This is a genomic window from Psychrobacter sp. H29 (assembly GCF_059073055.1).
Window position 1 is genome coordinate 926675 of record NZ_JCACRY010000001.1, and the last position, 14252, is coordinate 940926.

The following is a 14252-nucleotide window of genomic DNA, read 5'->3' on the forward strand; positions in this document are numbered from 1 at the left end:
CTTGCTACTGTCATTAATGTCGTGCCAGCCAAACGAACCTGTAATCTTTGCAAGGATGGCAACCCTATGAAAATCTACCCACAGCCAAAGGATAGCCGTAAGTATGCCAAGCGCAAAAGCTGCTATAAGAAATATAGAGCTACGCGCCAGCCGAACCAGTCGCAAGCAAGGGGGACTTGATGACCACTCAAACCACAGCCAATAAAAAAGCCCATGCGGACAACATGGGCGTTAATAGCGTATTGGGTGACCATGCACCAGTGACCGAACAAGTGCTTCAGGACGATAAGCTATTAAGTGAATTATACCATCTGCTTGAAAGCAATGTTTTGTTAGATATTCAATCAAAGATTGCTCCTAAAGCTGGAGATAATGCTGCAGTCTATCAACAGACTACAGGGACAGTGGCGCTACCACTACAGAATAAAGATTATGAAACGGTCAGCCTGTTATGTATCAGACCGAACGTGACCGACCACAGTAGATATCATGTGACCGATACCAGCAAGCTGTGTGCTGCATTTTTGGGTGTACCTACAGCTGGGCATGAGCTAGTTATGGTAGATGACTTAGTTGACGCGGTAGCTATGGCAAGCCACTTCCTATGCAATAAGGTAACCGTTTTAGTCAGCCCAACCTCGCATCTGTTTATAGATAGCGTCAAGCACTTTGCACAAGATGCCGCAGTAACGATATTCCCAGATATAAGTCACAAAGACAAAATGTCTAAGCAGCTGGCAGGTTATAACGTCAAAATGGTTATTCCTGAATTGCCAATGATGGCGCATGTTGAAGCCAATATAAGCTATGCAGAGATTTTGTCTTATCCTGACACACAGGTTATTGAGTTAGCACAATTAGGCTGGCCCGACCCCAGACCTATCAATCACACCTTGCCACCAGTGACTAGCATAACTAGAGATATGCTACCTGAACCTCTATATAACTATGCTATCAATACCGCTGAACGTCTAGGCGTACCGATTGAGTTTGTAGCTGTACCCCTAGTAGTAGCATTAGGCAGCGTTATTGGTACCAAGGTGGCTATTATGCCGAAGCGCTATGATAACTGGGATATAGTGCCTAACTTATGGGGCGCCGTTATAGGCAAGCCATCTAGTAAAAAAAGCCCATCGATTACAGAAGCAATGAAGCCCATTGATAACCTAGTCAGCAAAGCACGGGCAGACTATGAGCTGAATAAACAGGAGCATGAGACCCAAAAGCTCATTAATGACAGTAAAGCCAAGATAGCCGAAAAGGAGCTAAAGAAGCTCGCTGATACGCTGGCTAGTCAAACTGATGACGATGACAGCACTGACAAAGTGACTGATGATGACTTGCGACAAAAAGCTGCCTTTATAGCAGATAGCAAAAAGCAAGATGAAAGCATACCCATACCGCGCCGACACATGGTAGGTAATATTACTATGGAAAAGCTTGGTGAAATCGAGAACCAAAACAACAATGGCGTGTTACAGTTTCGTGATGAGCTATCAGGGTTTTTAGCCAGCCTTGAAAAGGACAGTGAGCAAGAACAAAGGGCATTTTATCTATCAGGGTTCAATGGCACAGGCAGCGAAATGGTGGATAGAATAGGACGCGGTTCACTATTCATCGAAAATCATTGTCTATCTGTCATGGGTGGCATACAGCCCGACAAGTTAGAGATGTACTTAGAACAGACAATGCGAGGGTTAGGCAACGATGGCTTAATGCAACGCTTTCAGATGATGGTTTACCCTGACCCACTGCCAAGACGTAAAGAAAAAGATATAGCAGTAAATAAAGAAAGCCGTGACGCTGTGTATGAGTTGTTTATAGCTGCTGATGGACTGTTTGAAGGCAAACTTGCCAGCTATGGCGCTAATAAGCCAAACGAGTATTACAAGCGCCCTTACTTCCGCTTTGCTGATGATGCTTATAACGTCTTTATGGGTTGGTACGATGCACTACAAGCCAAAGCTGATGATGCAGAACATGAAGTCATAGCCCAGCACTTACTTAAATATGGCAGGCTGATACCAGCACTGGCATTGATATTTCATTTAGTGGACTGTATCGAGATTGGCAGCCGTTTAGGTGGAGTTAGTCTAAATGCACTAAAGGCAGCCATTGCATGGGGTGATATGTTAGAAACACACATGCTGAGAGTGTATAGCTGTATTACTGATAATTCACACCTCAAAGCGTCTTTATTATCTAATAAAATACTGGCAATGCTTAAAAAGCCAAGTGACAAAACCGACAAAACCGATTGGATTAGTCACGGCTTTACTGCTCGCAGTCTTAAGCGCAAGAACTGGAAGGGTTTAACTGATGATAATGCTGTTCAAACTGCTATAGACGTATTGATAGAACATGACTGGCTCGCCTATAAGGAAGTCAAAAGCACAGGGCAAGGCGGCAGACCGACAGAACGCTACTGGATTAACCCTAAGTTAAAGAGTTTCATCTAGTTTCGTCAGTTTTGGCAGTACAAAAAAAGGGCATTATAAATAAATAACGCCCTTTTTTGATACTTATAGTGATGTAAGTATCTATTCAATGACTAATCGAGATAGCTATTATAGATGTGCTGTTCAAAGACAAGCGTGATCACCTGCTACCTTATACCAAAGCGAACATACTTAATAAAGTTATACGCTAGTTCCTAAGAAAGAAGAACCTGTGTATATTAGGAGCTAACTCAATTAAGATAAGTATTCCAATAAAATAGAGAATTGCCAAAGTAATATTATTTGAATGTAACCGTTGGTCTGGAGTTATTGAAAGCTCCTTATCTGAAAAATCTTGGTCGTAGTAAGAGCCACCATGTTTACTATTCCAACATCCTCCACCTAACTGATCAGCTTTATAATCCTCGAAAACTGTTCCATCCCTACATATCGAATAGACATCATCTCCTACTTCTTCTCTCAATTCTAGTTCTTCATGATAAAGTTGCCAAGCCCAAGACAAATCATCCTTGTCATTCGTCTGAACATATATAAAACTAGTGATTGCCGATAATATAAGTACACTTATCCAAAACCCACCAAGAGGTATGGCTTGCTCTATCTTTTCTAAAAGTTTATACATAAGCATCTACAACTATGTCATATAACCAACAAATCGAGGAATAATAGAGTTAGAGACTACAGCTCATAGTAAAAACACTGCAATCTCTCGTTGATCGCACTCGCTCACTTATCCGACGACATCTATCGTGTCAATTTGCTGCATAATCTCATTAGTCAAACTAAGAGCTGCAATGATATTCAGGTAATGCTTAATATCATGATGGTCTAGCATGCGATCACGGCGGTCTTTTAGCCACTTTTGCGCAGGCTGATAGCCACCGATATAGAACTCCCATGCCACTAAAGGTACATTGGTAAAATACTGAGTATCGTTAAGCCAAACTTTACCCATGCTGCTATCTACTTCGTCAGGCTCAAAGCCAACGCTGGTCTTGGTCATCTTACGGGTGACGCTGTTATCACCCACTATTGGATAGCCAAGACTGAGCGCCTTAATCTGTGCGGCAAGCTTTGACGATTCTAATAAGTGAATTTGGCGTAGCTCGCCACCGAGTGCGACCAACTGCCAAAAAGTATCGGCATCGTTGGGATAAGGCACGCGTGGGAAGTCAATTTTAAGGAACTCTTTATAAGTTTCACGATATGTCGGGCTGTGTAATACGGCATAGATATAATCAAGAATATCTATCGGCGCAAACGTGTCAGCCTCAGCCGTCTTTTCACTGGTAAAGGTTAATCCAACAGCTTTAGCAATGTCTGCCACAATTTCAGGATCAAGATTTGGCGTTCGAGCTGGCGTGTCTTGACCTTCTGAATCTAACAGCTTATTTTGCCCTACAGTTTTCAGGTCTGTGTATAGGTAAAGTGGAAATATACTTGGTCCACCTCTTCGATAAAAATTGGTATCTGTAATCATATTACTTATAAACAAACTGACCCCTGCCGTCAATCCCGTATATATAAACTTGGGAGATTTTGATTACGCAGCCTGACGATAATAATCAAACCACACCTGTCTTGGCGATTTATAGCCTAAACCCTTTTGAATCCTAGTCTGATTATAATATAACTCAATATATCCAATGATATCTCTGATAGCTGCAAACCTTGTTTTATAGTCTTGGTGATATACTAGCTCGTTCTTCAATATGCCCCAGAAGCTTTCTATGGGTGCGTTGTCAAAGCAGTTGCCTTTACCGCTCATTGAACCTGTAAACTGATGCTGCTTGATGATCTTGTGGTAAGCATGGCTACAGTACTGACTGCCTCTGTCAGAGTGAACGACTAGCCCTTTGCTTGGTTGTTTATTCTTGATGGCCATGTTCAATGCTTTGCATACTAGATCTGCGGTCATTCGCTTATTGATCGCATAGCCGACCAGCTCTTTGGTATATAAATCTTTGACTCCCGCTAAATACAACCAGCCCTCAAGCGTCCAAATATAGGTGATGTCACTGGCCCACGCTTGGTTAGGGCGACTGGCATCAAACTCTTGATCCAACACGTTTGGATAGACCAGTTTGTTGTGATTGGAGTCGGTGGTGACTTTAAAGTGTTTGTGGCGACGGCATTTGATGCTGTATTCCTCTTTGATGCTTCTGACCATGTAGGGACTGATGTTATGACCTTGCTCACTTAGATGCGCATGCAGACGCTCAACACCATAGCGCTCATGAGTTTCACTGTGAGCGGCTTTAACGAGTAGCTCACAATGGTTGCGATGTATCTGCTGCTCGCTGATATCGCGACTCAGCCAGTCGTAGTAACTTGAATGCTTAACCCTTAGCACGCGGCACATAGTGGTGATGGTAAAGAAGTGCTGGTTATCTTTGATGAAGGCGTACCTGACTAGCTGTTTTTCGCGAAGTACGCCGTCGCCTTTTTTAATATCTCTCGCTCCTCTTCGGCTACTTTAAGCTGCCGCTTGAGCTGCTTTATTTCTTGAAGAGCACTCATGAGATCAGGATCATATTGCTCTGTGCCAATCAGCTTGCCTTGATTGGCTTTGTTGTTCCAGTTCGATAAGGTTTGCATGGCGATGCCAAGCTGCTTTGCAGTCGCTGAGATATTGCCATTATTGTCTGATATCTTCTTAACGGCTTCAGCTTTAAATTCTGTGCTATAGGTTCTTATTTTCTTGACCATGATAAACTCCGATTAATATGCTTAGTTTACCAAGTTTACTTGTACGGTTTCTTCAGCATAGCTCAAACAATCAAAAAAGTCACTATTTGCAACCTGTGGTTGAGCCACCATAATTAAGCCAATATTATCTCTCAACATATGGTGCAAAGTATTTTTTCTAGATCTTTCAACTAAATCGTTTGAGTAATATATCCAACAAGTATCAAATGGACGGTAGCTTATTTTTTGGAATAGACTGCTGTCACTTTCTCCTTTTCTTTTTTCATGAAGCCAACTAGCTTTAGCTTTAAAATCACAAAACTCTAGGACATTATTATCACTATTACTTTCATCAAAAAAGACCTCAACTTTTTTTTCTAGAACGTCTCTTTTAGCATTAATTAAAAAAGAATCTCTATGAGTTTTTGTACCGCTAGAACTAAATTTGATAAGCTCAGTTACTTGAAAGCCCTCCCTGTATGATGCAGAAACTTTAGTATCTTGCTTTATAAAATAGTACTCTGGAGCTTCTATATCAACTTTTTCCCAGTCAATACTGTTAAGGCTAGAGTTATTAAGTTCTATGTACTTATCTTCTCTTTTACCAAATAAATCATAGGTAAAAACCTTGCCCAATTCACCTTTTTGCCTTTTACTATTTTTCACGAAAATATTAATAGATACACCAGCCATAATATCGAAGACATTTTCGTCTTTACTACCGTCAGGTGCAGTTTCCTGCTTGCGAGCATTGCCATGCAAGTTAAGGATATAAACCTTATCAAAGGCTTCTAATAAACTCTTACGCATTTGGCGATGAATGACACCATCGATAAAGCTATTATTAGTGATAAAAGCTAAGATACCCTCACCGTTCTTCTCTATATAGTGCTGACCATAACGGATGAACTTAATATAATCATCTGATAAAGGCTGAATATTGCGTTCATTCAAGTCCTTTTTATAATCAGTCATTAAGCTCTCAATCCATTCTCCTTTATTGGTACTACTCACCGCATACGGTGGATTACCAATCACTACCATCACTGGTGCATCGCGCTTTATGGCATTGGCTTCGTTCGCCTCAGCCGATAGCCAGCCAGCAAATAGCGTCCCTGTGTCAGGATTATGCTCCTCCAATGAGTTGGTGAGGTACACCTGCATACGTTTGGGCTTGATCGGTTCATACCCTGTATCAGCAAGTAGCATATCAAGCTTTAGATGTGCCATTGCATAACTTGCCATCAGTAGCTCAAAACCATGTAAGCGTGGCAATAAATCTTGCTCAACATAGCTGCTCCACATACCGCCCATATTCTCAAACTGACTATGAAATATATGCTGGATAACGGCAGCAAGGAACGTGCCTGTACCGGTGGCAGGATCAAGTATTTGTACTTTATGCACTAACTCTTTGATAGTTTTGAAACCTGATTTGGTTCGACTATCAGGGGTTTGTGTTTGTTTTTCAATTTCTATTTTGCTGGTATCTGCAATACCATCTACCAAATTAAATTCAGACTTCAAAATATCATCTACTGCACGGACAATAAATTGTACAACTGGCTCAGGTGTGTACCAAACACCGCGCTGTTTGCGAAGCTTTGGGTTATATTCAGCTAGAAAGGTTTCGTAAAAATGAATGATAGGGTCTTGTGTTTGTGTCGTTTTACCAAAGTTTTGCAGAATAGCCGCTACATCGGTAGCTCTAAAAACTTCAGCTAAATTATCTACCGTGGTCTTTATACGGTCGTCAATATCAACCCCAGCTACGTGAGAGAAAAGTTTTCTTAAGAATGGATTAGTCTTAGGGATAAGCTCAGCAGCCTCTTGGCGGCTAAAGGTATCTAGCGTGTCGTCATGCAAACGCGCCGCAAACATTCCATAAGCTAATGTTTGTGCATAAATATCAGCAAAATCTATGGGTGTTAAATCGTGGATCAAGACCGTCTTAAAAGTCTCAAACTGATCACGTAAGTCTGAGTTATCATCTGACTTTTCATCGCTGGTCAATGCATGATAAAGCGTATTTTCGAGTAGTCTTGCTTTACCAGCCATCATTACTGCAAGACGTTGAGCAGATTTTATGGTTTGACCTTCATAACCACAGAAACTCTCTAGTGTTTCAATAAAGGTTTCGTAGTTTTCTTCACAGTGCACGTTACCTACTAGAGAAGTTTCATAGTTTTTATCGTTCTCTGAAATATAAGCCAAACGAATGGTCTTTTTAAGCTCGCCATACTCATAAAATTCAAACACCGTGTAATCAGTGATTATCAAGTTATCAAGTGCGGCTTTATAACGATCAAACTGTTCTTTATACAGTTTAGAGCTTAAATCCTTGCCAACATCTTTAGCTTCAATAAAACCAATAGGAATATCTTTTTTACTGATTAAAAAGTCGGGGTTACCACAATCGGTAATTTGACTAGGCTCATTAGTGACATTGACTGCTGGCACGAGCGTATTGATAAGGATTTCAAGATCTCCACGAAAGCTGTGCTCAGAGGTATGACCAGCTTTAATGCGTTGGGCGATCTTATTGACATAGTTAGCGACAGATTGAATAGAGTTAGACATAGAATATTCTTAGTATATTGGAAGGCTATTGATTGAAATTTGAGACAGCAATTATTCTATCAATATTAGTTTGGAACGTGGGATATATTTAGGACTGTTTTAAACTGGATTATCTGGCAATAGCATATTCACTATTAAGATTTCCTTTTTGATTGAATCAAGCTAAATGGCTATCAACGCTAGTACAAATTAGTTAGATAACTTCATTACTATCAAAGTATAAATACAACGCACCAAGAGCGTTTAGCAAAACAACCCCATGTAAACAAAGTACAAGTTAATTTTAGTATCAGTAGCTCACAACAATATATTCCAATACCAGTCGTCACTGTGCACCCAAAGGTTAGTGTCTTTAGTACACAAACCTACTTCAGTTTTTACGAGTAAGTGCGAATAGTTGCGAGCTAATGCCGTGATTTGTGATGCTAATAATCGTACTGCAAACGCGCTATATGCTGGCAAGTATCATAAAACTCACTGGAAACGATGCAATGAAACGCATAATAAACGCACAAATTTAAGCGCCACTATTGCGTGTGCAATACTAACTATTAATAAGGTACGTCCATGACTGAGTGCATCTATTACAGCGCCTAATAGGCCCACCAGTAGCAGTGATAAGGTATATTTTCGGATAGTTGGAATATGAATTGATAAGCACAAACGCATAGAAAACGCGTGAAAAACGCTTAGCTTTTATCGGCATTATTGAGCGTGTGCAGCTATCAGCGACATGCCCCCATGACAACAAGTTGCAAGCAATTAATTATAGTTAGTCTGTGACAGATAATAGGACTCAACTAATACTATCTTGCCATAGTTTATATATTAAGAAATATTCCACTTCTACGATAAAAAATGACACAGATAAGAATATTATTTGTAATCAATCTTTATTAATCTCAATAGCGAAATAACAGAGTAGCGATAGCAAAATGTTGTACATAATGTTGTGCATGTAACAATATTAATAACCATAACCCTTACTAATAAAGGTTTACATCTTAAAGATTGAAGCGTGGTGGGCGCACCAATCATTGTATTTAGACACCTCCTTATCTCAGCCTGTTTTATCCCGCTCATATTCCATGGTTCTCTTTGTTGACTGCCTATTACTACCCAACAGCACTAATGCCCACTCTTTTATCACCATTAATTTGGTAGCGAATTACTAATATATCGCTTAATACCCATACCACCCTCTTCCCTTCTCCATAACTTTATTAATAGTTTTTTTGACATCAACAGTCATTAAAAGTGTCATCATGATATTAGATTAGCCTTCAGTTATCACAAAATAATTAGGTGTGAAGCTAGCAATGTATTCAGCAAATTATTGAATTTTTTGACAATATAAAAGTCAAGATAAGTTCGCATATCGGGTGCTTAACTAGCAATGTTTTCAGTACACTGATAAAAATTAAGGTTGAATAATCGCGCAAAACAATCTAATAATAGGTTTGTAGGTTCTAGACATTTATCTAGCAACTTATATCCACTATATTTAGGAAATGACTACAATGACGTATAAGAATGTAACTGTCGCGGGAAGCGGCGTCCTAGGCTACCAAATTGCCTTTCAAGCCGCGTTTCATGGTTTTAATGTCAGTGTCTATGACATCAATGACGAGGTATTAGAAAAGGCAAAATCAAAATTTCAATTGATGTGTAAGGCTTTTCGAAAAGACTTGAGAGCAACTCAAGAGCAGTTAGACAAGGCCTTTGACAATCTGAGCTATACTTCAGATCTAGCAGAATCAGTCAAAGATGCTGATCTCATGATTGAAGCCATTCCCGAAATCCCTAAGATCAAAATCGAATTTTACGAAAAACTTGCTAAGCTTGCCCCAGAGAAAACCATATTTGCCACCAATACTTCAACCTTACTTCCTAGCCATTTTGCAGAATCAACAGGCCGCCCTGCCCAGTTTTTAGCGCTACATTTTGCCAATAAAATCTGGATGCACAATGTCGCTGAAATCATGGGACATCCTGGCACAGATCCTCAAGTATTTGATGATGTTGTTGCCTTTGCTACTGCCATTGGTATGGTGGCAACGCCGCTAGATAAAGAGCAGCCTGGCTACATCATGAATAGTTTGTTAGCGCCTTTTATAGATGCAGCTTTGCAATTGGTGGCAAAAGAGGTTGCCGATCCGCATACGATAGATAAGACGTGGATGATAGTCACTGGCGCGCCGTCAGGTCCATTTGCCATATTGGACACTATCGGTATCAACACTGCCTATAACATCACCAAAATATCTGCTGAAGCCACTCAAAACCCGGTAAGGTTCAAAGCTGCTCAATATTTAAAAGAGCAGTTGATTGATCAAAACAAACTAGGGTCCGCAACTGGTGAAGGGTTCTACACTTATCCAAACCCTGCCTTTATGAGTCCTGATTTTTTGAAATAATAAAGAATATAAACTCTGCTAAATAAAGCGGTAACTCCACCAGTTATCGCTTAGTAGACTATTAGCTTGGTAGACTGGTAGAGCTGCACTGATGACTATTTGAAAAACAAAGAACCCTTGTAGATTAAATACTACAAGGGTTCTTTGTTGTCTATACCTTAAGTGGTAGCGTTTTCTTAAAGCATCGAAGCTCGCTGCTCTGTTTCATTAACTACTGATGATATCAACTACTCGATGTCATCAACTGCTGACCTATTCATAATTTTGGTTAAAGATAACAGACAATTCACTCGCGGCTTCTTGCATCAACGGCACATAGCTGAGTAACTCATCCATACTTTTTCTGACAGTTGGACCATGAGTAAACAACGTGGCAAATGCTTGCTGCTCGCCATTGGGAATCATCACCGCACAGGCGACCATCCCCGGAATAAACTCTTCGTTATCTATGCCCACCTCGGTCTCACGTGTCTTTACAATTGTCTGCATGAGTTGCTTTTTATCCGTTTGGGTATGGGTCGTGAGCGCATGTATCGACATCTTTTCAATGATACGCTCACATTTGTCATCTGACAGCTGTGCCAGTAGTAACTTGCCACTGGCACTGGCCCACACGGGTACATGAGTACCGGACGGTAGAAATATCTGTAGTGGCCAGTCTGACATGACGCGATCAACATACACCACATCTAAGTCTTGCAAAATCGCAATACCAACTGTCTCTCCTATCTTCGCTGATAGCTCATTTAGTATTGCCAATCGCTCATTTTTAAAATCACTATTTTGCAACAAGTTCATAGCAAGCTTGTACGTGCGCTTTCCGCAAGTGACTTTCCCTGGCAGGTCTAGTTGTATAAACCCCAGACCCTGCAATTGATCCAGTAATCGATACATACTGGGTACCGGTACCTCCAAGGTTTCTGATAAATCACTGACACTCATTGGTCTTTGAGAGCTTGCCAGCACCTCTACAATCTGTAAAACACGTTCAACACTCGATCCTTTCTTCTTTTTAGCCTCACTCATTAATTACTCCAAAACTTGTAGCTGACGCTCAGCAAATAAATTTATTCATTATAACGATAAAATTTATGCTTTTGCGTCTTGTCATTACAAACATATTCTGTTACCTTTCACATAACGAGAAAATATTTATCGTTATGTGAAATTTAATTGTTAGGTATGATTGATTGTGCCGGTAATACGCATGATAAATAAGCGACCTAGCAAGCTGATAATGGAAGTCATTAATACAAGGATTAGTAATTATGTCGCACAGTATCCTTCTGCCAAGGACCATGGAGATTGGACGCGATGCTTGCCAAAAGCTACCGCAGATATTAAAGAGTTTGGGTATCAAAAAACCCCTGATTATCACCGACGATATGATGGTCAAACTTGGCTATGTCGATAATATCCAACACATTTTAGAAGAAGCGAAAATCAGTGCTGATGTGTTTTCGGACACCGTTCCAGAACCTACTGAGATGTCTATCAGCGCAGGTGTCTCACAAGTCAAAGCGCAAGACTATGATGGTCTTATTGCACTAGGCGGCGGTAGCCCTATCGATAGCGCCAAAGCTATCTCAATACTGGGTAAGTTTGGCGGGGTCATGCGTGACTATAAGTTTCCTCGTCAAGTCGATGAAACTGGTTTACCTATCATCGCTATCCCAACAACTGCTGGTACAGGTTCAGAAGTCACCCGCTTTACCATCATCACTGATGATGAGAACAACGAAAAACTGTTGTGCGTGGGTATGGGATTCATGCCTATAGCAGCGATTATCGACTATACCCTAACGCTTAGCGTACCGCCGCGCACTACTGCAGATACAGGCATTGACGCGATGACTCATGCCATCGAAGCGTATATCAGTCCCAAACGAAATGCCTATAGCGATCAGCAAGCATTGGCGGCACTGCGTCTGATTGGACCCAATATCCAAACGGCTTATCATGACGGCAAAGATGACACGGCCCGCGAGACCATGATGCTCGGCTCTACCTTGGCTGGTATCGCTTTTTGCAACTCTTCAGTTGCGCTCGTACATGGTATGAGCCGTCCGATCGGTGCGTTTTTCCATGTGCCACATGGTCTATCGAACGCCATGCTACTGCCAACGATTACCGAATTTGGTATCTCAAGTGCGCCCGACCGCTATGCTGACTGCGCACGTGCATTAGGCGTCGCTGACTCTAGTGATACAGATGATGACGCCAACACCCGTTTAATCGACTTTCTCAAAAACTTAAACAAAGAATTGCATGTGCCCACATTGGCAGAGTTTGGTGTGCAGCGAGCCGACTTTGACAAGCTCGTCAATACCATGTGCGAGCAAGCATTTGCATCGGGCTCACCCAATAACAACCCACGCATACCCAATTTAGAAGAAATGATTCAGCTTTATACCATGCTGTGGGATGACAGCAGCACAGATCACGCCTAGCACTCTGTGATACCAACATTACACCCATTTACTATCGACCACCCAATAACATACCTGTTTAAAGGACATAAACTATGCAAACTATCGGTCATTTCATCAACGGTAGCTTAGTCAACAATGACAGCCAAACTCAAGACGTCTACAACCCTTCAACGGGCGATGTCAGCAAAAAAGTTGAGTTAGGTGGTGCAAAAACCATCGGCGAAGCGGTCGCTGCCGCCAAGGCTGCCTTTCCAGCGTGGAGCAAAACGTCGCCACTAAAACGTGCACGCGTAATGTTTAAGTTCAAAGCATTGCTCGAGCAAAATGCAGATGAGATTTGCCGCCTGATCGGTGAAGAGCATGGCAAAATCGTCCATGATGCGGCAGGTGAGCTACAGCGCGGTATTGAGAACGTCGAATACGCTTGCGGTGCACCTGAGTTATTAAAAGGGGAACACAGTCGTAATGTCAGTACAGATATAGACTCTTGGAGTGAATTTCACCCCTTAGGTGTTGTGGCTGGTATCACACCATTCAACTTCCCTGCTATGGTGCCCCTGTGGATGTTTCCGATGGCGATCGTTTGTGGTAATACCTTTATCCTAAAGCCATCTGAGCGTGATCCAAGCTCTACGCTGTTTATCGCGCAGCTACTACATGAAGCAGGGCTTCCAGAAGGCGTCATCAACGTCGTCAATGGTGGCAAAGAAGCGGTTGATGCTATTTTGCATCATCCAGATGTCAAAGCAGTCAGCTTTGTCGGCTCTACCCCTATCGCTGAATACATCTATACGACCGCAGCGGCACAAGGCAAACGCTGCCAAGCCTTAGGCGGTGCAAAAAACCATGCGATCGTGATGCCAGATGCGGACTTGGATAATGTCGTGACCTCATTACTTGGTGCTGCTTTTGGCTCATCAGGTGAGCGCTGTATGGCGTTGTCTGTCGCTGTGGCTGTCGGTGATGAAACTGCGGATAAGATGATTGCCGCTCTACAGCCAGCTATCGAAGCGCTAAAGTTTGGCGTCCATTCAGAGAAGAATAACGACTTTGGCCCTGTCATTACCAAGGCACATAAATCTAAAGTCGTCGAGCATATCAAGAGTGCTGCCGATCAAGGTGCCACCTTAGTTGCAGATGGCTCTGATGTTCAACCAGAAGGTTATGAAGATGGGTTTTTTGTTGGTCCAACGCTGATTGATCATGTCACAAAAGACATGGACAGCTACAAGTCTGAAATTTTTGGTCCAGTACTGCAAGTCATGCGCGTACAAACCATGGCCGAGGCAATACAGCTTATTAATGACCATGAATACGGTAATGGTACATGTATCTACACCCGCGATGGTGAAGCGGCACGTCACTTTATTGACAATATTGAAGTTGGCATGGTCGGTATTAATATCCCGCTACCCGTACCCGTAGCATCACAAAGCTTTGGTGGCTGGAAACGCTCATTATTTGGCGACTTGGCCATGTACGGACCAGACGGCGTGAGATTTTTCACTCGACGCAAGACCGTCACTCAGCGCTGGCCGAGCACGGCAGTGAGAGATGAGAAGCAATTCTCCATGCCCACTTAACCCTATTACCTCTTAAGAGCACCACCTCACCGTTGCTCTCAAAAACATTACATAGTATGTCAAAAACTGGTGCTTGCGTCTTACCCACATCAC

Annotated in this window: 9 protein-coding genes; 4 read left to right on the plus strand and 5 right to left on the minus strand. The window is 41.9% G+C overall.

Going from position 1 to position 14252, the window contains the following annotated elements; genetic code table 11:
• The first annotated feature begins 179 nt into the window (after positions 1-179).
• The gene (locus tag AC5JP1_RS03730) at positions 180-2459 is read left to right on the plus strand and encodes a YfjI family protein (RefSeq protein ID WP_493843178.1); all 2280 of its coding nucleotides are present in this window, start codon (positions 180-182) and stop codon (positions 2457-2459) included.
• A 187-nt stretch (positions 2460-2646) separates the two neighbouring features.
• Here AC5JP1_RS03730 and AC5JP1_RS03735 read toward each other — a convergent pair whose 3' ends face one another.
• From AC5JP1_RS03735 to AC5JP1_RS03750, 4 genes are all read right to left on the minus strand, one after another.
• Positions 2647-3081 (minus strand): hypothetical protein, encoded by a 435-nt coding sequence (locus AC5JP1_RS03735; RefSeq protein ID WP_493843179.1) that lies wholly within the window; start codon positions 3079-3081, stop codon positions 2647-2649.
• 108 nt (positions 3082-3189) lie between these two features.
• Positions 3190-3972: a type ISP restriction/modification enzyme gene (locus AC5JP1_RS03740; RefSeq protein ID WP_493843180.1), complete on the minus strand. Its 783-nt coding sequence runs from the start codon at positions 3970-3972 to the stop codon at positions 3190-3192.
• Positions 3973-4002: 30 nt separating this feature from the next.
• Positions 4003-5168, minus strand: a protein-coding gene (locus AC5JP1_RS03745; protein ID WP_493842780.1) for an IS3 family transposase whose coding sequence is annotated in 2 segments (ribosomal slippage) — positions 4003-4910 and positions 4910-5168 — 1167 coding nt in all. Because the reading frame shifts where the segments join, the coding sequence is not laid out codon by codon here.
• Positions 5169-5189: 21 nt separating this feature from the next.
• A complete protein-coding gene (locus AC5JP1_RS03750; RefSeq protein WP_493843181.1) occupies positions 5190-7727 on the minus strand; it encodes a type ISP restriction/modification enzyme in 2538 nt (845 codons plus the stop codon).
• Between the two features lie 1520 nt (positions 7728-9247).
• On the opposite strand from AC5JP1_RS03750, the gene AC5JP1_RS03755 reads away from it, so the two are divergent.
• A complete protein-coding gene (locus AC5JP1_RS03755) occupies positions 9248-10144 on the plus strand; it encodes a 3-hydroxyacyl-CoA dehydrogenase (protein ID WP_493843182.1) in 897 nt (298 codons plus the stop codon).
• Positions 10145-10396: 252 nt separating this feature from the next.
• Here the strand turns inward: AC5JP1_RS03755 and AC5JP1_RS03760 are convergent, their stop codons facing one another.
• Positions 10397-11170 carry an IclR family transcriptional regulator gene (locus tag AC5JP1_RS03760; RefSeq protein WP_493843183.1) on the minus strand — a complete coding sequence of 258 codons (774 nt, stop codon included), beginning with the start codon at positions 11168-11170 and terminating at the stop codon, positions 10397-10399.
• A gap of 242 nt (positions 11171-11412) precedes the next feature.
• On the opposite strand from AC5JP1_RS03760, the gene AC5JP1_RS03765 reads away from it, so the two are divergent.
• Both AC5JP1_RS03765 and AC5JP1_RS03770 read left to right on the plus strand, forming a co-directional pair.
• Positions 11413-12594 carry an iron-containing alcohol dehydrogenase gene (locus AC5JP1_RS03765; RefSeq protein ID WP_493843184.1) on the plus strand — a complete coding sequence of 394 codons (1182 nt, stop codon included), beginning with the start codon at positions 11413-11415 and terminating at the stop codon, positions 12592-12594.
• Between the two features lie 74 nt (positions 12595-12668).
• Positions 12669-14159 carry a CoA-acylating methylmalonate-semialdehyde dehydrogenase gene (locus AC5JP1_RS03770; RefSeq protein WP_493843185.1) on the plus strand — a complete coding sequence of 497 codons (1491 nt, stop codon included), beginning with the start codon at positions 12669-12671 and terminating at the stop codon, positions 14157-14159.
• The last annotated feature ends 93 nt before the right edge of the window (positions 14160-14252 follow it).

Coding starts and splice junctions, on each gene's coding strand:
- AC5JP1_RS03730 (WP_493843178.1), top strand. CDS start 180: ATGACCACTCAAACCACAGCCAATAAAAAAGCCCATGCGGACAACATG.
- AC5JP1_RS03735 (WP_493843179.1), bottom strand. CDS start 3,081: ATGTATAAACTTTTAGAAAAGATAGAGCAAGCCATACCTCTTGGTGGG.
- AC5JP1_RS03750 (WP_493843181.1), bottom strand. CDS start 7,727: ATGTCTAACTCTATTCAATCTGTCGCTAACTATGTCAATAAGATCGCC.
- AC5JP1_RS03755 (WP_493843182.1), top strand. CDS start 9,248: ATGACGTATAAGAATGTAACTGTCGCGGGAAGCGGCGTCCTAGGCTAC.
- AC5JP1_RS03760 (WP_493843183.1), bottom strand. CDS start 11,170: ATGAGTGAGGCTAAAAAGAAGAAAGGATCGAGTGTTGAACGTGTTTTA.
- AC5JP1_RS03765 (WP_493843184.1), top strand. CDS start 11,413: ATGTCGCACAGTATCCTTCTGCCAAGGACCATGGAGATTGGACGCGAT.
- AC5JP1_RS03770 (WP_493843185.1), top strand. CDS start 12,669: ATGCAAACTATCGGTCATTTCATCAACGGTAGCTTAGTCAACAATGAC.